This window comes from Serratia sp. HNCC26DJ244, from assembly GCF_057180565.1.
This window is the reverse complement of sequence record NZ_JBXUGO010000010.1, coordinates 72,871-94,652: the sequence shown is the minus strand read 5'-3', so window position 1 is coordinate 94,652 and position 21,782 is coordinate 72,871. Positions and strand designations below refer to the sequence as shown.

Sequence of the window (21,782 nt, the reverse complement as noted above, 5' to 3'; positions counted from 1 at the left end):
AATTTTACGAGGGTTGTGTTCTTTCAACCCTCTAAACTCTTTTTTCCCACTTTCCCATTCGTGATAGCGCGTATGACGTTGGGCTGGTCGCTTCCCAAGCGCGGCTCACAGCGTGAATTTCCCACACAAAAAAATTCCTTCATCTGGCGGCAATATTTTTGGCGGATATTGTCTATGCTTAACGGGTTGGCAGATGACTTCTAAAATAATGTTGAAGTTTTGTCCGAAAAATAAGCATAAAAAGCGAAACTATGATTTGGCCGTGAATGGATTTATCAATAACCGACCGAAATCACGCTTTAAGTAGCAAATGAATTGCATGATAGACGTATTGGCTGCTTTTTAAACGTAGCTCCCAAAAAGTCATGCTGTTAAATAAAGGAAGAATAACATGTCTGTACTTCCCGAACGTGACCTGATTAATCAGATCATTTCTGGTCACTATGCCGACCCTTTTTCACTACTTGGTATGCATGTTACTGCGAATGGGTTGCAAGTTTGTGCCCTGTTTCCTGATGCTAGCGCCGTGTGGCTGATAGAGAGCAAAACAGGTAAACGTTTAGTTCAACTTAATTGTGAAGATGAACGCGGTTTTTTCAGTGCTATCGTGCCGCGCCGTAAAAACCCTTTCCGTTATCAGTTTGAAGTCAGTTGGCATGATCATCAGCAAATTGTCGAAGATCCCTATCGTTTTGGCACCTTGTTGCAGGATATTGACAGTTGGCTGTTGGCTGAAGGAACCCATTTGCGGCCTTATGAACGTTTGGGGGCACATCCAGACCAGTTGGATGAGGTTGAAGGTGTCAGTTTCGCGGTCTGGGCGCCGAATGCACAGCGAGTTTCGGTAGTCGGGGAGTTTAACTTCTGGGATGGCCGCCGACACCCGATGCGCTTACGCAGGGAAAATGGCATTTGGGAGCTTTTTTTACCCGATGTCAGGGTTGGGCAACTGTATAAATATGAGCTTATTGACTGTTACGGTAATGTTCAGCTGAAATCCGACCCTTATGCTTTTGAGGCGCAGATGCGGCCAGACACCGCTTCTTTGATTTCGCCGTTGCCTTCGGTGGTGGAAAATAGCCCTGAGCGGGGCAGAGCCAACAATTTTGACCGCCCTATCTCTATTTATGAAGTTCATCTCGGCTCCTGGCGTCGTCACTCCGATAATAATTTCTGGCTCAGCTATCAAGAATTGGCTGAGCAGTTAATCCCTTATGTTAAAGCGATGGGGTTCACCCATATTGAGCTGTTGCCGATCAACGAACACCCATTCGATGGGAGTTGGGGCTATCAGCCTCTTGGTTTATACGCGCCCACCCGGCGTTTCGGTACGCCATCGGAGTTTAAAGCTTTTGTGGCGGCGGCCCATGAGGCGGGGATTAATGTGATCCTTGATTGGGTTCCTGGGCATTTCCCTTCTGATACCCACGGCTTGGCGAATTTTGACGGTACTGCACTGTACGAATATGCCGACCCGCGCGAAGGGTTTCATCAGGACTGGAACACCCTGATTTACAACTATGGTCGTCATGAAGTGCGTAACTATCTGTCTGGTAATGCATTTTATTGGCTGGAACGCTTTGGCATTGATGCTTTGCGCGTCGATGCGGTGGCATCGATGATTTATCGTGACTACAGCCGTGCAGACGGTGAGTGGGTGCCGAACTACTTTGGCGGTAAAGAGAATCTGGAAGCGATCTCTTTCCTGCGTTACACCAACCAGACGTTGGGTAAAGAGCGCCCAGGGGCGGTGACCTTGGCGGAAGAGTCAACGGATTATCCCGGTGTCACACTACCACCGGAGGCTAACGGTCTGGGGTTCCATTACAAATGGGATCTGGGCTGGATGCACGATACGTTGAGCTATATGAAGCTTGACCCGGTACATCGTAAATACCATCACAACATGATGACTTTCGGCATGCTTTACGCTTATACCGAAAACTTTGTGTTGCCGATCTCCCATGATGAAGTGGTGCATGGTAAGGGTTCGATCCTCGATCGGATGCCGGGGGATGCCTGGCAGAAGTTTGCTAACTTGCGGGCCTATTACGGTTTTATGTGGGCACACCCCGGCAAGAAACTGCTGTTTATGGGGAGTGAATTTGCTCAGGGGCGTGAATGGAATTTTGATAGCAGCCTGGATTGGCATCTGCTGGAAGGGGACGACAGTTGGCACCATGGTGTTCAACGGTTGGTGCGTGACCTAAACCATTGCTATCAGCACAATCCGCCATTGTATCAACAAGATTATCAGCCAGCGGGTTTTGAATGGCTGGTGGTGGATGATCATGAAAATTCGGTATTTGCCTTTGCGCGCTATGACTCGCAGGGGAACGAGCTGATCGCCATCAGTAATTTTACACCGGTCCCTCGTCATCACTATCGCATCGGTATTTCCCGTCCAGGGGAATATCAGGAGATCCTGAATACCGACTCTTATCATTATCACGGTAGCAATACCGGTAATCAGGGGAGAGTGGTCTCAGAACCGGTCAACAGCCATGGTCGTGAGCACTCGATCATGGTGATGGTGCCGCCATTGGCGACTGTTTACCTGAGGCGGGAGTCTTAATGATGGATCTGATGCCGGGTCTTGCTGCGCCCTTAGGGGCTTATTATGACGGTAATGGCATCAATTTTACCTTGTTTTCCGCCCATGCCACAGGGGTTGAGCTTTGTCTGTTCGATGAGCAGCATCGTGAGACGCGGATACCACTGCCCGCGCGCAGCGGGGATATTTGGCATGGGTATCTGCCAGGGGGGAGGCCGGGGCTACGTTATGGCTACCGGGTTCATGGGCCATTTAAACCGCAACAAGGGTTGCGGTTTAATGCCAACAAGCTGTTGCTTGACCCCGCCGCCCGATCAGTAGAAGGACCTGTCGCTGATCACCCCTATCTGCATGGCGGTCATGATCTGCCCGACCCACACGATAGTGCTGCGTTGATGCCAAAGTGCATCGTGATCGACGAAAGTTATGACTGGCAAGATGATCGTCTACCCGTCACGCCTTGGAGCAAGACGGTGCTTTATGAAGCCCATGTCAGAGGGTTGACGTTATTGCATCCGCAGATCCCAGAAGAGTTGCGCGGCAGTTTTGCCGCCTTGGGTCACCCGGTAATGATCAACTACTTCAAGCGATTGGGGATCACCGCGCTTGAACTGTTGCCGATACAGCAGCACACCACGGAACCCCGTCTACAACGCATGGAGCTGACCAACTACTGGGGATATAACGTGCTGGCGCCTTACGCACCAAACAATCGTTATTGCAGTTTGAACAGCAAGATGACGCCGCTGCGTGAATTTCGCGATGCGGTAAAAGCACTGCACACAGCCGGGATAGAAGTGATTCTGGATGTGGTGTTTAACCATAGTGCAGAACTGGATGCTTATGGGCCCACCTTGTCGTTTCGCGGCATTGATAACCTGAGTTATTACTGGCTCACCGCCGATGGCGATTTCGAGAACGTCACGGGTTGCGGCAATACGTTGCGTTTGGATCAGCCTGCCGGTGTGGCCTGGGTGATGGATTGCCTGCGTTTTTGGGTGCGTGAATGTCATGTGGATGGTTTTCGCTTTGATCTCGGTACGGTGTTGGGGCGTATCCCTGAGTTTGAGCGGGATGCACCACTGTTTCAGGCGATGCTGGCAGACGATACGCTGGGTCGTTGTAAGTTGATTGCTGAACCTTGGGATATCGGGCCGGAAGGGTATCAGCTTGGGGCGTTTCCTGGTCGGTTTGCCGAGTGGAATGACCATTTTCGTGATGATATTCGCAGCTTCTGGTTGAAAAACGATCGGCCACTGGGGCAGTTTGCCCAACGTTTTGCCGCTTCCAGCGACATATTTGATCTGCGTGGGCGCGCGCCTTATGCCTGCATCAATCTGCTGGCGGCTCATGATGGTTTTACGCTGCGCGATGCGGTGAGTTTTAACCACAAGCATAATCAACTTAATGGTGAGAACAACCGTGATGGTCATGACTATAACTTTAGTAATAATCATGGGGTTGAAGGCAATGGTGTCGAAGGACTGATTGCCGACCAAGCTGTTTTACAGCGCCGTAGAAATAGCCAACGCGTGCTGCTTGCCACGTTGTTGCTGGCCCAGGGAACACCGATGCTGTTGGCGGGCGATGAGCATGGTCATAGTCAGCAGGGGAATAACAATGCGTATTGTCAGGATAACGCTATCACTTGGCTCGATTGGGCCAAAGCAGATGATTCTCTTACTGAATACACCGCAGCCTTGATCCGCTTGCGCCAGCAGATCCCCGCTTTACAGGGGGGAACCTGGTGGCAGGAGGGGGACGGTAACGTACAGTGGTTAAACGCACAAGGCCAACCACTGACGGTGCAAGAGTGGGAAGACCTGGACGGGCAGCATATACAGATCCTCCTTTCACAACATTGGTTGCTGCTGATTAACGCGACAGCGCAAGCTGTGGAGATGACACTCCCTGAGGGGGATTGGCAGCCAGTTCCCCCTTTCACGCAGGAATATTCATTGGTTGATTTACCCTCTTGGTGCCAGGTTGCGCATTCTCTTTGTGTGCTGGCAAGGAAAAATTAAAAGGAGTCAGTTGTGGTCACGTTTGAAAATAAAGATTCTTTGTTGTTAGCACGGCAACTACCTAATAAAGCGGTTGCCCTGATTCTGGCCGGGGGACGGGGTTCACGTTTAAAAGATTTAACCGCTAAGCGCGCTAAGCCCGCAGTGCATTTTGGCGGTAAATTCCGCATTATCGATTTTGCCATGTCGAACTGCCTGAATTCAGGGATTCGCCGCATGGGGGTTATTACCCAATATCATTCGCATACGCTGGTACAGCATATTCAGCGTGGCTGGTCGTTCCTCAATGAGGAGATGAATGAGTTTGTTGACCTATTACCCGCCCAACAACGTCTGAGTACTGAGCATTGGTATCGGGGAACGGCGGATGCAGTTTGCCAGAATCTGGATATTATCCGCCGCTATCAGGCGGAATATGTGGTGATTTTGGCCGGTGACCATATTTATAAAATGGATTATTCGCGCATGTTGTTCGACCATGTGCAGAAAGGGGCGCAATGTACCGTGGCCTGTATTCCGGTGCCACGTAAAGAAGCCAGTGAATTTGGTATCATGAAGGTAGATAGTCATGACCGGATTTTGGATTTTCTGGAAAAACCGGCGAATCCGCCCGCGATGCCCGACAACCCTGAGATGTCGTTGGCCAGTATGGGGATCTACATTTTCAACGCCGACTATTTATACCAACTGTTGGAAGAGGATATGTTGCTGCCAGATTCCAGCCATGATTTCGGCAAGGATCTGATCCCTAAAATTACTGCGCAGGGCGCAGCTTGGGCTCACCCATTTACCCTTTCCTGCGTCACCTCCAATGACGAACTGCCACCTTACTGGCGTGATGTCGGTACGCTGGAAGCCTACTGGCGAGCCAACCTGGATCTGGCTTCGGTGACACCGGAATTGGATATGTATGACCGCTCCTGGCCGATCCGCACCTATATGGAGCCGCTACCGCCGGCGAAATTTGTTCAGGACCGCTCCGGGAGTCACGGAATGACCATGAACTCGCTGGTGGCTGGCGGTTGTATTGTTTCGGGTTCGGTGGTGGTGCAATCGGTGCTTTTCTCGCGGGTGAGGGTCAATTCCTTCTGTACTATCGACTCCTCAGTGCTATTGCCGGATGTGAATGTTGGTCGTTCGTGTCGCTTGCGTCGCTGCATTATTGATCGCGCCTGCCATATTCCGGAAGGAATGGTGATTGGTGAAAACGCAGAGGAAGATAGCCAGCGTTTTTATCGTTCGGCAGAGGGCATTGTGCTGGTCACGCGCGAAATGTTGTCAAAGCTGTAACGACTGATTTTATCGAACTGATTTTATCGAACTGATGTTGTCGAATAGTGGGCATGGATAGAGGCGGCAGCTATCGGTGCAAAGGAGTTTTGCCGCTTTCAGGAGTGAGAATGCAGGTTTTACATGTATGTTCTGAAATATTCCCGTTGCTAAAAACCGGCGGCCTTGCCGATGTGGTGGGGGCATTACCGGCAGCACAAATTGCCGAGGGGGGGGATGTTCGGTTGTTGTTACCGGCGTTTCCTGATGTGTGCAATGGGATTCCAGATACGGTATTGGTGACCCAGGTCGACTCTTTTGCTGGTTTAGTCAGCCTACGTTACGGTATTTATCAGGGTATCGGCGTTTACCTGATTGATGCACCTTGGCTGTATAACCGTTCGGGTAGCCCATACCATGACCAATCAATGAGTGCATATCCAGATAACCACCGCCGTTTTGCTTTATTGGGGTGGATGGCTTGTGAACTGGCGAAAGGGTTGGATCGTTATTGGCGGCCACAAGTGGTACACGCTCATGACTGGCATGCTGGATTGGCCTGTGCCTACCTGGCAGCCAATGGTCACCCGGCTCGTTCTATTTTTACGGTTCATAATCTGGCCTATCAGGGGCTGTTCGCTGCCCAACATCTGCAAGAGTTGTGGTTACCTTCGGCGTTTTTCAATATCTACGGGTTGGAGTTCCACGGGCAGATTTCATTTCTGAAGGCGGGCCTATACTACGCCGACCATGTCACCACCGTCAGTCCAACCTACGCACGTGAAATTACACGGCCTGAATTTGGTTACGGCATGGAAGGATTACTGCAGGAGCGCCAGCGTCAAGGGCGGCTTAGCGGTATTCTCAATGGCGTTGATGACAAAATCTGGGACCCGGCCCGTGATGCCAATCTGACGGCGCGTTACGATGCAGACCATCTGAAGAATAAGATCAAAAACAAACTGCATCTGCAAAAAGCGATGGGGCTACAGGTGGATGAGTCGTTGCCCCTGTTTGCCGTGGTGAGTCGCCTGACCAATCAGAAAGGGTTGGATCTGGTGCTGGAAGCGTTGCCTACGTTGTTGGCGCAGGGTGGGCAGTTGGCGTTGCTGGGGGCCGGTGATGCCGTTTTGCAGCAGGCGTTTCTCGATGCCGCCGCCGATTATCCTGATCAGGTGGGTGTGCAGATTGGCTATCATGAAGCTTTTTCACACCGTATTATCGGTGGTGCAGATGTGATCCTGGTGCCCAGCCGTTTTGAGCCTTGTGGGTTAACACAACTTTATGGTTTGCAATATGGTGCCTTGCCGTTGGTGCGCCGCACGGGGGGGTTGGCGGACACCGTGGTGGATTGCGCGCTGGAGAATCTGGCAGACGGTAGCGCCAGTGGGTTTGTTTTTGATGATTGTGATGCTGTCGCCTTGAGCAATGCTATTCGGCGTGCGCTGGTGTTATGGAGCCGGCCGAAACATTGGCGGCGAATACAGCGCCACGCTATGAATCTGGATTTTGGTTGGCACGTAGCGGCAAGGGATTATCTGTCGCTTTATCAACGCTTATTGTAATCGCGTACTTGGGATTGAATTACTATGACTTCACCGTTTAGTTACACCTCACCCACGGTCAGTGTTGAAGCGCTGAAACATTCCATTGCCTATAAACTGATGTTTATTGTTGGTAAGGATCCGGCTATCGCGACTCAGCACGACTGGCTTAATGCCGTGCTGTTTGCGGTACGAGACAGGATGGTGGAACGCTGGTTACGCGCGAGTCGCGCCCAGCTTTCGCAAGATGTCCGGCAGGTTTATTACCTGTCGATGGAGTTTCTGCTTGGCCGGACGTTATCGAATGCCCTGTTATCCATGGGAATTTATCGGGATCTTGAGGATGCGCTCGATGAAATGGGCCTGAGCTTGAGTGAATTGCTTGAAGAGGAAAATGATCCTGGCTTGGGCAATGGGGGCTTGGGCCGTTTAGCTGCCTGTTTCCTGGATTCGTTGGCGACGTTGGCCCTGCCAGGAAGAGGCTATGGCATCCGCTATGAATATGGCATGTTCAAACAGAATATTGTCAACGGCCAGCAGATGGAGTCGCCGGACTACTGGTTGGAATACGGTAACCCGTGGGAATTCCCGCGCCACAATACCCGCTATAAGGTGCGTTTCGGTGGGCGTATTCAGCAGGAGGGAACCAAGGCCCGCTGGGTAGAAACCGAAGAGATCATTGCTATCGCTTATGATCAGGTGATCCCTGGTTTTGATACTGACGCCACTAACACACTCCGTTTATGGAGTGCACAGGCCAGTAACGAAATCAACCTGGGTAAATTCAACCAGGGTGACTACTTTGCTGCGGTGGAGGATAAAAACCATTCAGAGAACGTATCGCGCGTGCTCTATCCTGATGATTCCACTTATTCTGGGCGTGAGCTACGTCTGCGGCAAGAATATTTCCTGGTTTCAGCGACAGTGCAGGACATTCTTCATCGTCACTGGATAATGCACAAAACCTTTGCCAATCTGGCTGACAAGGTTGCCATTCACCTGAATGATACCCACCCCGTTTTGTCCATTCCTGAATTGATGCGTTTACTGATCGACGAGCATAAATTCAGTTGGCTGGATGCTTGGGCGCTGGTGGAAAAAGTATTCTCTTACACCAACCATACGTTGATGAGTGAAGCCCTGGAGACCTGGCCGATAGAGATGCTGGGTAAGATCCTGCCACGTCATTTGCAGCTTATTTTCGAGATTAACGACCATTTTCTCAAGCAAGTTCAACAGCAGGTGCCGGGTGATAATGACTTACTGGCACGGGTCTCTCTGATTGATGAAACCGGTGGCCGACGGGTTCGCATGGCATGGTTGGCGGTGGTAGCAAGCCATAAGGTGAATGGCGTATCAGCACTGCATTCGGAGTTGATGGTGCAATCTCTGTTTGCTGATTTTGCGCAGATTTTCCCGGGTCGTTTCTGCAATAAAACCAACGGGGTGACGCCGCGTCGCTGGTTAGGATTAGCCAACCGACCACTGTCGAAAGTATTGGATGACAGTATCGGTCATCAATGGCGTACCGATCTTAGCCAACTGGCCGAGCTTAAGCAGGATGTGGACTACCCGAGTTTCTTGCTGGCGGTGCAAACAGCTAAGCGGCAGAACAAAGAGCGGCTGGCCAGTTATATTGCCAAAAAGCTCAATGTGGTGGTGAATCCGGATGCCTTGTTCGATGTGCAGATCAAACGTATTCACGAATATAAGCGGCAGTTGCTTAATGTATTACATGTGATTACTCGCTATAACCGTTTGCTGCAGGATCCTGAAACCAAGCCGGTACCTCGTGTGGTGATTTTTGCGGGTAAGGCGGCCTCGGCTTACTATGCCGCCAAACAGATTATTCGTTTGATTAATGATGTCGCTAAAGTGATCAACAATGACCCGCGGGTCCATGATGATTTGAAAGTGGTGTTTATCCCCAACTATGGGGTCAGTTTGGCACAGATGATTATTCCGGCGGCTGATCTGTCAGAACAGATTTCACTGGCAGGGACTGAAGCTTCAGGCACCAGTAATATGAAGTTTGCTCTGAACGGTGCTTTGACGATTGGTACTTTGGATGGCGCTAACGTTGAAATGCTCGAGCATGTCGGGCAAGAGAATATCTTTATCTTTGGTAATACCGCCGAACAAGTAGAAGATTTGCGTCGTAATGGTTACAACCCGCGTCAATATTTTGAACAGGATGAGGAGTTGCATCTGGCGCTAACGCAAATCGCTACCGGTGTATTCAGCCCTGATGAGCCGAAACGGTATAGCAGTTTGTTTGATTCACTGGTCAATCTGGGGGATCACTATCAATTGCTGGCAGATTATCGCAGCTATGTGGATACGCAGGATAAAGTGGATCAGTTATATCTTAACCAAGATGACTGGACACGCAGTGCGGTGCTTAATATTGCCAATATGGGCTATTTCTCTTCTGACCGTACCATTCAAGAGTACGCGGATGAGATCTGGAACATCAAGCCGATAAAATTGTAAGCCGATAAAGTTGTAATGGTGAAAAGGGCCGGGTAACCGGCCCTGATACTCTGTTGATTAACTTACCTGTGACGCTATTTTCGCTTCAGCCTGTGCGGTTAGCCAGGTTTTAACCCGTGCTTGTTGCGCTTCGCTGAGCCACATTCCCAGTTTGGTCCGCCGCCAAATAGCATCATCCAGCTCACTAACCCACTCCTGATCAACCAGATAACGCAATTCAGCTTCATAGAGCTCGTGCCCAAAGTGTTCACCTAAATCACTCAGATTGCTAGCGTTGGCCAGGATCTGTTGACTGTGACTGCCATAAGTTCGGGCGTAGCGGCGAGCCAGTGATTCCGTTAACCAGGGGTACTGTTGGCGCAGTTTGGCCGCATAGTGATCACGGCTGCCCGCGATGTCGCCCCCTGGCAGCAAACCGTTTTTGGTCCATGCTGGCCCACACCCTGGGTAATAATGCGCCAGTTTTTCCAGCGCATGTTCCGCCAGCTTGCGGTAGGTGGTGAGTTTGCCACCAAATACCGAAAGTAGCGGGGCCTTGCCTTGAACATCATCAATATCCAAGGTGTAATCGCGGGTTACTGCTTGTGGTGAGTCTGATTCATCATCGCACAGCGGGCGGACACCGGAATAAGTCCAGACGATATCGTTACGACCCAACTGTTTTTTGAAGTGGTGGTTATAGACCTTGAGCAGATAGTCGATCTCGTTCTCATCGATCTGGACTTCTTGGGGATCGCCGTGGTACTCCACATCGGTGGTGCCAATGATAGAAAACTCATCCATCCACGGGATCACAAACACAATACGGTGGTCTTCGTTCTGTAAAATATAGGCTTGTGGTTGATCATGCACCTTGGGGACCACGATATGGCTGCCCTTAATCAGGCGAATACCGTAGGGGGATTTCAGCTTCAACCCATCATCAAAGAAGTGTTTCACCCAAGGTCCGGTGGCATTGACCAACCCCTTGGCTCGCCAGGTAAGACGCTTGCCGCTATTGACCTCGGTAGCTTCCACCACCCACAGGTCATTCTCCCGCCAAGCCCGGGTGACTTGAGTGCGGGTACGCACTTCACCACCCCGTTCGGTAACAGCTTGGGCATTTAAGACCACCAGACGGGCATCATCTACCCAGCAGTCGGAATATTCGAAACCGCGCTTTAATTCTGCGTTTAAAACCGAATCAGCGCCAAAGTGCAAGCCTTTGCTGCCTGGCAGGCTGGTGCGTTTACCCAAATGATCATATAAGAACAGGCCAGTGCGAATCATCCAGGCTGGGCGCAAATGGGGTTGATGTGGCAAGCGGAAACGCATGGGAAAGGTGATATGTGGGGCGAGCTTTAGCAGCACTTCACGCTCAGCCAGTGCTTCGCTGACCAGGCGGAACTCGTAATGTTCCAGGTAGCGTAGGCCACCATGGATCAGTTTTGAACTGGCTGAAGAGGTTGCACTGGCCAAGTCTTGTGCTTCCAGTAGCAGAACGGAGAGCCCACGGCCAGCAGCATCTGCAGCGATGCCCGCACCGTTAATACCGCCGCCAATAACGATCAAGTCTTTGGTTTCCACATTAACCTCGCAAGAATGTTCGTAATAGTTCTTTAATGTTCTATTTTGCTCATTATTGTAATCATAAACCAACAATTAAGCCAATAATTAACCGGGGCAATCTGTTTTAACGAAAAATTTAACAATTTGGCGGGTATGCACATCAATTGAAGAGGCGAGCGGGGGAAACCTCTCCTGTGATAGGAGAGGAGGCGAACTTAGCAGATCTCTAGTTGTACATCATACTGCTCGATAATTTTCATCACGCTAGGGGGCGGGTTTTGGTCGGTAAACAGGTAGTCAATCAGGTTCATATTGCCAAGATTAACCATCGCATTACGGCCAAATTTGGAATGATCGGTGACTAACATCACACAGCGGGAGTTTTCGATAATGGCTCGTTTGGTGCGTACTTCATGGTAATCGAATTCAAGTAGTGAGCCATCCATATCGATACCGCTGATGCCAAGAATGCCGTAGTCGAGGCGGAATTGGGAAATAAAATCCAATGTCGCTTCCCCCATAATGCCACCATCTCGAGTGCGCACTTCGCCACCAGCCAGGATCAGGCGGAAATCCTCTTTGGCGGTGAGCAGGGTGGCGACATTCAAGTTGTTGGTGACGATGCGCAGATTTTTATGCCCCATCAATGCATGAGCGACAGCTTCCGGCGTGGTGCCGATATCAATAAACAGCGTCGCGCCATCAGGGATCTGGCTAGCCACGCGCTGAGCGATGCGGTTTTTTTCTTCTGAGTACATGATCTTGCGGTCATGATAGGCGGTATTCACTGAGCTGGAGGGGAAGGCAGCACCACCATGGTGGCGCTGTATCTTGTTCTGATCAGCCAGGTCATTTAAATCACGTCGAATGGTTTGCGGACTGACGGCGAAATGCTCCACCAACTCTTCGGTGCTGACATAACCCTGTAAGCGCACCAATTCGATAATTGCGTCATGACGCTGAGTTTGCTTCATGATAATCCCCTAATATGTACCTGGCTGTTATTGCTCATTGCGCGTGTGATGTCGCGTATCCCAGAATGCCATCAATAACCCTAACACTAAACCAGCGATGTGTGCTGCATTAGCAATCGATATGCCAAAAACATCGAAATGGCCGATGACCAGCCAGAGCACGGAAAATACCATTAGACCCCGTGGCAGATTGATGCCTCGTTCTGGTGCGCGCTCACCGGTTAACCAGACGTAACCTATCAGGGCGTAAACCACACCAGAAAGACCGCCAAAGAGAAACCCACTAAATAGCGATTGTGCCCAGCCACTGAAAAGGGCTGAAACCACGGTGATGACAAATAACTTACCGCTACCGAGTAATTTTTCCACTGGGCCACCCAGATACCACCACCAGAGCAGGTTAAACGTAATATGCAGTAATGAAAAATGCAGGAAAATATGGCTGACCCAGCGCCATAGCTGACTATATTGCGAGCTGTTTTGCGGCCAGGAAAGCCAGAACATCACCGTGTTATCCCCCAATATCTGCATCAGAATGTAGATCAGGATGCACGATACCATTACCGTGAGGGTCAGTGGTCCCGCTTTGCTGCGGATGGTTTGCAGATAGGAAAATTGTTGGTAGTTCAACCCGGTGTCGGTGTTGCCGGTTTGCCAACTGGCGGCCTGATAACGTTGGTTGAGGGGATCGTGCAGAAACTGTTGCAGTTCGTGCTGAACTTGCTCCAGATGAGTCTCATCTGCCAGCCAGATTTCGGCCGCTTCGTCGCTAGCCTGGACACTAAGCTGCACCCCAAGTGTAGCCATATAATCGACAAAAGCTTGTGCCAAACGCGGGTTGGATACGGCGATCACTCGAACCATAGATTTTCCGTCTCGGTAGATAATATTGACCACGGATATGACTAGCAGTGGTATTGAGGGATGATTATAGCGTTGAAATCCTGCCGATAGGCAATGGAATGGATAAAAAGCGGGGGATAATTGATCCACCGCTTAGATGAGCTGTTATGAAGAGGCGGTGACCTCTTGCGGAAACTGACGTGCCCAGGCTTCGAAACCACCATCAATGCTATAGACGGCTTCAAACCCTTGTTGCCGTAGGTACTGTGCCGCACCGCGGCTGCTAATACCGTGGTAGCACATGACCATCACCGGGTGCTCGAACTCATTGTTCTGCATAAAGGTTGTCAGGCTGTCATTGGTAAGATGGAATGCGCCTGGTACATGGCTTACGGCAAAACTTTGTGGGTCTCGAATATCGACCAGCGTCGCACTGCCCTCTTTCAGGTGAGAATAGGCCTGCTCAATATTGATCGTTTCAGCTTGCTGCATAATGTTAACGTGCCTCATTGTGCGGGGGAATTTTGGGAGAGTGTACCCCATTTTGCTGTTATTAAGACCAGAGCAAACCTATGGTTATCGGTAACGACAATTAGCCCCCCTCGAGCCCCTAAACCAGCGGCACTTCAACTCCTTGGTGACGCTGAAAAAGCCGGTCTGTTTTGGCGATAAGGACAAGGAGAACAAGATGACCAATACCTTACCGATGTTGCAGGTGGCCCTGGATAACCCGTCAATGGATGATGCCTAGCGGACCGCGCGCTTGATTGCCAATGAAGTGGGTGGCGAGTATGAATTGGCCACCGGGCAGGTGATGGTCGAAACGCTGGGGCAACAAGAGCCGTTGTATACGTCAGGGATAGTGGTTTATCAGCATGGGCCCAATGCTTATTACGTGCAGTGTTGAGTCTTGCTGCTTAATGTTCCAACTAATGTTCCAATCCGCACCGGAGAAAGTGGCACTCTGGGGGCGGGTGGAGCCCAGCCCAGTAGCGTGTGAGCGGCGGTGGCACAAATTTTTCCCTGACAAGCCCCCATGCCACATCGGCTGTGGAGTTTAGCCTGCTGCCAATTGTCATGGGGCGTCAGCATAGAGAGTGGCACATCTTCGCAGCGGCAGAGCAAGGTCTCTGGTGTTGCCAACTGTTTGACTGCCTGGTTCAGGGTGAACGCGGTGGCCACATGGTCTGCAAACTGCAACCAACGGTAGCGTAAGTGAAACAGCGTTGCTGCCCGGGAATAGTGTTCTATGGCGGCATAACCGGCGATAGTGCCTTCCACCAGCGCTAATTCGCTGCCGCCTATACCGGTACACTCTCCTGCGGCATAAATAGTTGGCTGGCTGCTCTGCTGCCATTGATCCACGGTTATCTTCTGTGCGTTTAAATGGCAACCCAGTAATTGTGCTAATTCGCTATTCGGGACCAAGCCAAAGCCACAGGCAAGCCTATCGCAGGCGACCGTTTTTTCCCGTTGGCCCAACCTGATACGCACCGCCTCTAAGCGTTGTTCTCCTAATGCTTCCAGCACCATGCTGTCTGGCCGATAATGGCGTTGAAATAGGCGCAATGCCTGCCATCCTTTGCTCGGCCAGCGCCATAATTGGCAACTGAAGGCCAGTAATGCCGACCATTTGGCCTGTTCGGCGATGCCGACCACCTGGCCACCCACTCGCTGCACATTGTTGGCTACCGCCAACAATAATGGGCCGCTACCGGCAATCATGACCCGCTGTCGTTGCAGGGGTAGGCCATTTTTCACCATCGCCTGCAATCCACCTGCACCTGTGACACCTGGCAAGGTCCAACCGGGGAAAGGCAGTAACTGTTCTCGAGCGCCGGTACACAGGATCAGTCGTTGGTAACTGATGGTGCCATATTCGTCAGAACCTTCATAAATTAGGCGCTGAGGGCCGTTGCTCCCAACGATCTTTGTATTGCTAAGCAGTGTGATGTTTTGGTTTTGTTTGATCATCTCGATATGTCGCTTTGCCTTGGCAGTGATTGGCATCACTGGGCCATCACGCCAGATTTGCCCGCCAGGGCGAGGGTTATCATCAATGATCAGGATCGGCGTCTGTTTAGTGGCAGCGGCGTTGGCTGCCGCCATCCCTGCGGGGCCAGCGCCGATAATCAGAATGTCGCAATGCCAGTTTTTTAGCGTGCAAGCGGAAGACATCATGAGTGTGTCCTCATGATCATCATATCGTTGCGGCACAGCGTTTGGCAGGCGGGGCGGCGTAACCCGTCAATGGTCACTCGGCACTCCTGACAGATCCCCATACCACAGAATGGGGTACGCCATTGCCCAGTAAGCGATTCTCTGCAACCAGCTTGATCAGTGAGGCTTAATGCCACCGCTACCGTGATACCGCAAGGAACGGAAAACAGCTCGCCATCAATTGATAACTGAATAGAACGCGCCATGTTTATCATCGGTTATTCTCCATAACTGCAAGGGGGATGTGTGTGGATAAAAAACGACTTGCCAGATAGGGCGTGGCATCAATCGGCGGCGTATGTCCCTGGATCAACGCCGTGAGGATTTGTGCACTGCCCGTTGCTGTGGTGACGCCTAACCCTTCATGGCCCACTGCCAACCAAAGCCCTTTATACCTGGGATGCGCACCTAGCAGGGGCAGGTTATCGGGGGATGTTGCACGAAATCCACTCCAACTGCGGATCAGGTTCATCTCTGCCAAACTCGGTAGATAGTGCAGCGCACGTTGCAGCATGGCTTGCAAGACCGGCATCTCTACGGTGGAGTCGAGGGTGTTAAATTGGCGTGAAGATCCGATGAGCAGTTGCCCGGTAGGGCGCGGCTGTACATTAAAGGCCACTGAAGTTCCGCTGTTGGCATGAGCGCTTGCCACGTAGCCTAATTCGACAAGCTGATGATGCACCCGCAGAGGGTAGCGATCAGTAATGGCCAACTGGCCTTTTTTGGGTTGTAGAGGCAACTCAGGCAGCAGATGTTGTGCGTGAATGCCATTGGCTAGAATGATGGCTGGCGCGCTAAGGGTTTCTCCATCAGCCAACACCACGCTTTGTTCTTCCAAGCGAACCACCTCTGCATGGTGTAGCGTTACTCGCTCTTTCCCTTGTTGGACTAACCATTGTGCGACATTGGGGGCATAGAGAATACCCTCGCTCGGTACACGTAAGCCCCCAGTCAGGCCTTGACGCAGCATCGGTTCAATATGTTGAAGCTGTTGGGCGCTCAGCAGTGCGCTCTGGATGCCAACACTGGCCAAGCGCTGCTGTTTTTGTTCTGCCAGTGACATCTCTTCAGGGTGGGCGGCAATCCACAGTGTGCCGCAAGCGTGCCAAGCACATGAATCGGGCATTTGCTCAAGGAGTGGACGCCACTGTGCAATAGAATAACTGCTCAGCGCCAGCTCGGCCGGGTTATCATCCATGCAGACCAGATGCCCCATCCCTGCGGCTGTTGCAGCGCGGCTCTGATTGTCAAGTAACAGGATACGGTAACCGGCCTGGGCTAACTGATGGGCGCAACTTGCACCGATGATGCCTGCTCCCACCACGATCACATCTGCCTGCGTCAGTCGTGAGTGACTCATCCGGTAATGCCCCAGGCGAAAGGGTCCTGCCCATCGATCAGCAAGCGGGTGTCACCGCACACATAGGCATGACCACGAATGACAGGCATAATCGCTCCCCCTACCAAGCTATAAGATGCCTGAAATTCACTGCCGATCACGCTTTTTTGCCGCCAAATCTCCCCAGGTTTCAATCGTCCATCGGCGGCCAGACAGGCGAGTTTGGCGCTGGTTCCGGTGCCACAGGGGGAACGGTCATACGCCTTGCCAGGACAGAGAACAAAATTACGGCTATCGGCTTCGGGATCAGGGGAAAATAGCTCAATATGGTCGATTATTACGCCATTTTCTCCATGAATACCCGACTGTTCCAGAGCCTGACGTACCGCCCAACTATAGTGCGTGAGGGCTTCAAGATTATGCGGGCCGACCACTAACGGGTGATCGTTAATCAGAAAAAACCAATTTCCCCCCCAAGCGATATCGCCACAGACGGTTCCGTAGCCAGGAACCTCGACGGTCACTTGTTTGCGATAGCGGTAGGCTGGCACGTTATGCACGGTAACGCTGCCATCCTGATGTAACTCGGCCTCCACTGTACCGACTGGCGTATCTATTTTATGCCGTCCTGCACTGATCCTGCCCAAATAAGCCAGCGAGGTCACGACACCGATGGTGCCATGACCGCACATGCCTAAGTAACCGGTATTATTGAAGAAAATAACGCCAGCGCAGGCATCGGGGGTGGTGGGGGGGCAGAGTAACGCCCCGACCAGGACATCATTGCCACGGGGCTCCAGAATGCTGGTACATCGCCAGTGATCAAACTCCCGCTCCAATATGGCTTGTTGTTCGGCGACACTTCCCGTACCTAATGCAGGAAAACCATCGACCACCAAGCGAGTTGGTTCGCCTCCCGTATGAGAATCAATCACATGGATCATGGTGAATTGAGAAGATGGAGTCATAGCGGCCCTATAAGTTAATGAAATGTTATTTTTACTAAGATAGAGTGAGGGATAGGCGGTGTTAGTGCTTGACGCTTTTCTGTTTTTTGCATAGAGAAATCAGCACAATTTCTGGCGCGGTGATCCATGACGCGGCAGTGACAGCCTGAAAAATAGTGTGTCAAAGAGGGTTAACTAATGGACCAGACCTTTGAAATAGACTTTCCGGCTGCAGCAGATCAGACCATCACTGAATCACCCGTCGCCGCCTCGGCCACACTGTCTGTTGACCAATTAGCCACACTATGTGAGGGATTAGTATTCCAGCGCCCGCAGGATATCAACGCGGTACTCAATGCCATTGCCCTGATCACGCCCTTGCTGAACGCTATCTCGAATGTGGTTTTTTTTATCAAAGACAGTGAAGCTCGTTACCTGATTGCCAATTTGACGCTTGCCAAACGTTGTGGCTTTAAAACTGTTGCCTCACTCCTAGGAAAAACGTCGTCAGAAGTCTTTCCATCCAAGCTGGGCTTTGGCTATACCGAACAGGATCAGCGTGTATTACAGCAGGGGATGCGAATACAGGATCAGTTGGAAATGCACTTGTATGCGGGTCGAGAAACAGGCTGGTGTTTGACTCAGAAACTACCGCTTTATGATGTGCAGGGCAAGATCATCGGTATGGCAGGGATTTCTTACGATTTACAACAAGCCAAGGCCAACCATCCGGCTTATCGTCGCTTGGTCGCCGTGGATGATTATATCCGCCAACATTACAGCCAGCCGATAATGATGAGTGAATTGACTCAGTTGACGGGGTTGTCTGTGGCACAGTTGGAACGTTACTGTAAACGTATTTTCCACCTGACTCCCCGGCAGATGATCCATAAAGTCCGCTTGGAGAAAGCATCTGAATTGCTGGCAACCGATATGCCGATCACCGAGATTGCACTGCATTGTGGCTATACTGACCACAGTGCTTTTAGCCGTCAATTTAAAGCACTCACTGGCACCACACCACGGTGTTTTCGATTATCGCTGAAGTAGCGGTGATCCACAGATCCAATCCCCACCCATTTACTGGTTGATCGCCCTTGAACTGGCTAGCCACTGTTGTGCTGTTTTCGTTGCTCCGCTCCCTTTTTCTCACACTTTATGCTGGCAGTGATAGCCATTACGCGTTTCGGCATTCCAGATCACTATGCTGATTTCATCATGGCAATCAGAGAAAACCCTCAAGCGGAGTGACGGGTTCATTGTCAGTATGGGGCAGAAGTTCACCATTGATTTACATTAAATTAACATTTTTCTGGTGGTCTTCTATGCCCAAGTTCAATGAAGTTGCAGGTAGGCGGCAAGCGAGTGGAAGCCGCCAACACCACTGCTTCTTAAAGGATGAAAGGTATATCCATTTACCTCATGACTTAACGAATAGGTGTAACAATATGAGCCATAAAACAGTGAACTGGCACGGTGTTTTTCCTGCGGTAAGCACTCAGTTTAAAGCGGATTTCTCTTTGGATCTCGACGCGACACATCGCGTGATCAAAAACTTGGTGAAGGATGGTGTTTCAGGCTTGGTGGTCAATGGCACCGTGGGGGAAAACACCTCAATGACGACCCAAGAAAAACGTTCTGTTATTGAAGTTGCCGTGGATGCCGCTGCTGGTCAGGTGCCGGTCTTATCCGGTGTGGCGGAACTGACCACCGCCAATGCGCGTGAAATGGTGGCGGAAGCCGGTAAAGCGCAGGCGGATGGCATTATGCTGATGCCGCCGTTGGTGTATAGCCCGACGATCCGTGAAACCGTTGCTTATTTTCGTACCATTGCCGCCTCAACCGACCTACCGATCATGCTCTACAACAACCCGTTGATCTACAAAAACGATGTCACTCCCGATGTACTCACGACCATGGCCGATTGTGACAACATCGTGGCGTTCAAGGATTCCTCTGGGAACACGCGCCCCTTCATTGATATTCCTAATGCCGTGGGGGATCGCTTTGTGTTGTTTGCGGGGCTGGACGATGTGGTACTGGAGTGTGTCGCGGTGGGGGCTGCCGGATGGGTCTCTGGGATGTCCAATGTCTTCCCTCGCGAGGGTGAAACGTTATTCCGCCTGGCAAAGCAGGGGCGTTTTGACGAGGCATTAGCACTTTATCGCTGGTTTATGCCATTGCTCCACCTTGATTATCGTCCTGACCTGGTGCAGTGCATCAAACTGTGTGAGGAAATGGTCGGCCGTGGTAGTGCCATCACTCGGCCACCACGTTTGCCTCTGGAAGGTCAGACCTTGGCTGAGGTGAAGTCAGTGGTTGAAAAAGCCCTGGCTTGCCGGCCAACGACATTGCCGGATGTCGGACTCTAAATGTGTTTTTTCAATAACCAATTGAATAATGGAGTGTAAATGACACATTTTACAGAGCAGCAAGACAGCGGGCGGCAGTTTATTGGCGGTGAACGTGTCGCTGAAGGTGAACGTAAACTGGTCAGTCTCTGTGCGGCGAATGGCCAGCCTAGCGGATATCGTTTTTATCAGGGGACAGCCACTGAAGTGGATCGTGCAGCGTTAGCCGCTGCACGGGCTTTCCCCGCCTATAGTCAGACCGATGCAGCACAAAGAGCCGATTTTCTTGCGGGTATTGCGGATGAGCTGGATGCACTGGGTGATGAGTTTATTGCGTTGGTGGCGGCAGAGACCGCCTTACCTGTAGCAAGGATCCAAGGTGAACGTGCCAGAACCAGTGGGCAGATGCGGCTGTTTGCAGCGCTATTGCGACGTGGTGATTTTTACGGCGCACGCATTGATAGCGCATTGCCGCACAGGACACCGCTGCCACGCCCTGACCTGCGCCAGTACCGCGTAGCAATCGGGCCTGTGGCGATATTCGGTGCCAGTAATTTTCCCCTGGCCTTTTCCACCGCAGGGGGGGATACCGCCGCAGCGTTGGCAGCCGGTTGTCCGGTGGTGTTTAAAGCACATAGCGGTCATATGGCGACGGCAGAGTGGGTTGGGCGCGCCATTGAACGGGCGAGAGTCAAATACGCTATGCCTGCTGGGGTATTTAATATGCTGTATGGCGGTCAGATCGGTGCTGATTTAGTACAACATCCAGAAATCAAAGCGGTTGGATTTACCGGTTCACTGGCGGGTGGCCGGGCGTTGTTTGATCTGGCGATGCGTCGCCCGCAACCGATCCCGGTTTTTGCTGAGATGTCGAGCATTAACCCCGTGGTGGTGATGCCGCAGGCGTTGAGTTCAGGTGCCGAGCGGATTGCGCAGGATCTGGCGGCATCGTTCACCTTGGGATGTGGTCAGCTTTGCACCAAGCCTGGTGTCATTATCGGTGTGCAGTCCAGCAATTTTGAGCGTTTTGTCAATAAGTTATGCCAAGAGGTAACTTCTTCCCCAGCGCAAACCATGCTGAACCCAGGGACATTACAGAGCTTTCAACAGGGTATCATCGCCTTAGAGCAGCACCCGCGGATTGAGCGGATTGCTGGGCAGAGTGGTGTTGCCGAGCAGGCATCGGCGCAACTGTTTCGTGCGGATATTGCTTTGTTGCTTGATCAGTCTCCTCTGTTGCAAGAAGAGGTCTTTGGCCCGGTTGCCGTGGTTGTTGAAGCGGCCAATGAAGCCGAGTTGTTTCAGGCTTTACAGGGTCTGCAAGGACAACTGACCGCCACCCTGATTGGTGAAGAGGCAGAAATTGCACAAGCCCGTTCACTTACACAGCTACTGGCGCATAAAGCCGGGCGATTAATCATCAATGGTTACCCGACTGGCGTCGAGGTGTGCGATGCGATGGTTCATGGTGGGCCTTATCCCGCCACCAGTGATGCCAGAGGGACGTCGGTCGGTACACTCGCGATTGAGCGTTTTTTACGCCCAGTCTGCTTCCAAAATTACCCTCAAATCCTGCTACCGGATGCTTTGCAGGATACCAACCCACTCAATTTATTGCGTTTAGTCAATGGCGTTTATACCCGCGAATCATTATGAAGCTCATCAATAGAGGGTTA

16 protein-coding genes and 1 pseudogene are annotated in these 21,782 nt (G+C 51.4%); 9 read left to right on the top strand and 8 right to left on the bottom strand.

What is annotated here, in order from left to right; genetic code table 11:
- The first annotated feature begins 391 nt into the window (after positions 1–391).
- From glgB to glgP, 5 genes are all read left to right on the top strand, one after another.
- Positions 392–2,575: a 1,4-alpha-glucan branching protein GlgB gene (gene glgB / locus AC2A06_RS10365; RefSeq protein WP_023489088.1), complete on the top strand. Its 2,184-nt coding sequence runs from the start codon at positions 392–394 to the stop codon at positions 2,573–2,575.
- On the top strand, positions 2,575–4,578 hold the full coding sequence (glgX, locus tag AC2A06_RS10360) for a glycogen debranching protein GlgX (RefSeq protein ID WP_484380206.1): 2,004 nt from the start codon (positions 2,575–2,577) through the stop codon (positions 4,576–4,578). Before glgB ends, glgX begins: the two co-directional genes overlap by 1 nt.
- A 12-nt stretch (positions 4,579–4,590) precedes the next feature.
- Positions 4,591–5,868, top strand: coding sequence for a glucose-1-phosphate adenylyltransferase (gene glgC / locus AC2A06_RS10355; protein ID WP_484380205.1), 1,278 nt, complete (start codon positions 4,591–4,593; stop codon positions 5,866–5,868).
- A gap of 110 nt (positions 5,869–5,978) precedes the next feature.
- Positions 5,979–7,412 (top strand): glycogen synthase GlgA, encoded by a 1,434-nt coding sequence (gene glgA / locus AC2A06_RS10350; protein WP_484380204.1) that lies wholly within the window; start codon positions 5,979–5,981, stop codon positions 7,410–7,412.
- Positions 7,413–7,436: 24 nt separating this feature from the next.
- Positions 7,437–9,884, top strand: coding sequence for a glycogen phosphorylase (gene glgP, locus AC2A06_RS10345; protein ID WP_484380203.1), 2,448 nt, complete (start codon positions 7,437–7,439; stop codon positions 9,882–9,884).
- Between the two features lie 57 nt (positions 9,885–9,941).
- Here the strand turns inward: glgP and glpD are convergent, their stop codons facing one another.
- From glpD to glpE, 4 genes are all read right to left on the bottom strand, one after another.
- On the bottom strand, positions 9,942–11,450 hold the full coding sequence (gene glpD / locus AC2A06_RS10340; protein ID WP_484380202.1) for a glycerol-3-phosphate dehydrogenase: 1,509 nt from the start codon (positions 11,448–11,450) through the stop codon (positions 9,942–9,944).
- A gap of 197 nt (positions 11,451–11,647) precedes the next feature.
- A complete protein-coding gene (locus tag AC2A06_RS10335; RefSeq protein ID WP_037385481.1) occupies positions 11,648–12,406 on the bottom strand; it encodes a DeoR/GlpR family transcriptional regulator in 759 nt (252 codons plus the stop codon).
- A 27-nt stretch (positions 12,407–12,433) separates the two neighbouring features.
- Positions 12,434–13,270 carry a rhomboid family intramembrane serine protease GlpG gene (glpG, locus tag AC2A06_RS10330; RefSeq protein WP_023489095.1) on the bottom strand — a complete coding sequence of 279 codons (837 nt, stop codon included), beginning with the start codon at positions 13,268–13,270 and terminating at the stop codon, positions 12,434–12,436.
- Positions 13,271–13,414: 144 nt separating this feature from the next.
- Positions 13,415–13,741: a thiosulfate sulfurtransferase GlpE gene (gene glpE / locus AC2A06_RS10325; protein WP_484380201.1), complete on the bottom strand. Its 327-nt coding sequence runs from the start codon at positions 13,739–13,741 to the stop codon at positions 13,415–13,417.
- Positions 13,742–14,018: 277 nt separating this feature from the next.
- On the opposite strand from glpE, the pseudogene araD reads away from it, so the two are divergent.
- Positions 14,019–14,141 (top strand): annotated as a pseudogene (gene araD, locus AC2A06_RS10320) (L-ribulose-5-phosphate 4-epimerase); the annotation flags it as partial.
- Here the strand turns inward: araD and AC2A06_RS10315 are convergent.
- From AC2A06_RS10315 to AC2A06_RS10300, 4 genes are read right to left on the bottom strand one after another with little or no spacing between them, the layout of a single operon-like run.
- Entirely contained in the window at positions 14,141–15,430 is a 1,290-nt protein-coding gene (locus AC2A06_RS10315) for an FAD-dependent oxidoreductase (protein ID WP_484380200.1), read from the bottom strand. The pseudogene araD and the gene AC2A06_RS10315 overlap by 1 nt on opposite strands.
- Entirely contained in the window at positions 15,427–15,675 is a 249-nt protein-coding gene (locus tag AC2A06_RS10310; RefSeq protein ID WP_484380232.1) for a 2Fe-2S iron-sulfur cluster-binding protein, read from the bottom strand. Before AC2A06_RS10310 ends, AC2A06_RS10315 begins: the two co-directional genes overlap by 4 nt.
- A 5-nt stretch (positions 15,676–15,680) precedes the next feature.
- Positions 15,681–16,829, bottom strand: coding sequence for an NAD(P)/FAD-dependent oxidoreductase (locus AC2A06_RS10305; protein ID WP_484380199.1), 1,149 nt, complete (start codon positions 16,827–16,829; stop codon positions 15,681–15,683).
- On the bottom strand, positions 16,826–17,776 hold the full coding sequence (locus tag AC2A06_RS10300; RefSeq protein ID WP_484380198.1) for a 4-hydroxyproline epimerase: 951 nt from the start codon (positions 17,774–17,776) through the stop codon (positions 16,826–16,828). Before AC2A06_RS10300 ends, AC2A06_RS10305 begins: the two co-directional genes overlap by 4 nt.
- Before the next feature lie 177 nt (positions 17,777–17,953).
- On the opposite strand from AC2A06_RS10300, the gene AC2A06_RS10295 reads away from it, so the two are divergent.
- The 3 genes from AC2A06_RS10295 to AC2A06_RS10285 all read left to right on the top strand — a co-directional run bounded on the left by AC2A06_RS10295 (position 17,954) and on the right by AC2A06_RS10285 (position 21,762).
- On the top strand, positions 17,954–18,805 hold the full coding sequence (locus AC2A06_RS10295) for an AraC family transcriptional regulator (RefSeq protein WP_473196554.1): 852 nt from the start codon (positions 17,954–17,956) through the stop codon (positions 18,803–18,805).
- Positions 18,806–19,203: 398 nt separating this feature from the next.
- Positions 19,204–20,127 (top strand): dihydrodipicolinate synthase family protein, encoded by a 924-nt coding sequence (locus AC2A06_RS10290; RefSeq protein ID WP_484380197.1) that lies wholly within the window; start codon positions 19,204–19,206, stop codon positions 20,125–20,127.
- Positions 20,128–20,166: 39 nt separating this feature from the next.
- Positions 20,167–21,762, top strand: coding sequence for an aldehyde dehydrogenase (NADP(+)) (locus tag AC2A06_RS10285; RefSeq protein WP_484380196.1), 1,596 nt, complete (start codon positions 20,167–20,169; stop codon positions 21,760–21,762).
- Positions 21,763–21,782 lie beyond the last annotated feature (20 nt).

What these genes read in the sequence shown, in the direction of transcription:
- AC2A06_RS10335 (WP_037385481.1), bottom strand. Translation starts at nt 12,406, where the DNA reads ATGAAGCAAACTCAGCGTCATGACGCAATTATCGAATTGGTGCGCTTA.
- glpG (WP_023489095.1), bottom strand. Translation starts at nt 13,270, where the DNA reads ATGGTTCGAGTGATCGCCGTATCCAACCCGCGTTTGGCACAAGCTTTT.
- AC2A06_RS10300 (WP_484380198.1), bottom strand. Translation starts at nt 17,776, where the DNA reads ATGACTCCATCTTCTCAATTCACCATGATCCATGTGATTGATTCTCAT.
- AC2A06_RS10315 (WP_484380200.1), bottom strand. Translation starts at nt 15,430, where the DNA reads ATGATGTCTTCCGCTTGCACGCTAAAAAACTGGCATTGCGACATTCTG.
- glgX (WP_484380206.1), top strand. Translation starts at nt 2,575, where the DNA reads ATGATGGATCTGATGCCGGGTCTTGCTGCGCCCTTAGGGGCTTATTAT.
- AC2A06_RS10305 (WP_484380199.1), bottom strand. Translation starts at nt 16,829, where the DNA reads ATGAGTCACTCACGACTGACGCAGGCAGATGTGATCGTGGTGGGAGCA.
- AC2A06_RS10290 (WP_484380197.1), top strand. Translation starts at nt 19,204, where the DNA reads ATGAGCCATAAAACAGTGAACTGGCACGGTGTTTTTCCTGCGGTAAGC.
- AC2A06_RS10295 (WP_473196554.1), top strand. Translation starts at nt 17,954, where the DNA reads ATGGACCAGACCTTTGAAATAGACTTTCCGGCTGCAGCAGATCAGACC.
- AC2A06_RS10285 (WP_484380196.1), top strand. Translation starts at nt 20,167, where the DNA reads ATGACACATTTTACAGAGCAGCAAGACAGCGGGCGGCAGTTTATTGGC.
- glgA (WP_484380204.1), top strand. Translation starts at nt 5,979, where the DNA reads ATGCAGGTTTTACATGTATGTTCTGAAATATTCCCGTTGCTAAAAACC.
- glgB (WP_023489088.1), top strand. Translation starts at nt 392, where the DNA reads ATGTCTGTACTTCCCGAACGTGACCTGATTAATCAGATCATTTCTGGT.
- glgP (WP_484380203.1), top strand. Translation starts at nt 7,437, where the DNA reads ATGACTTCACCGTTTAGTTACACCTCACCCACGGTCAGTGTTGAAGCG.
- AC2A06_RS10310 (WP_484380232.1), bottom strand. Translation starts at nt 15,675, where the DNA reads ATGGCGCGTTCTATTCAGTTATCAATTGATGGCGAGCTGTTTTCCGTT.
- glpE (WP_484380201.1), bottom strand. Translation starts at nt 13,741, where the DNA reads ATGCAGCAAGCTGAAACGATCAATATTGAGCAGGCCTATTCTCACCTG.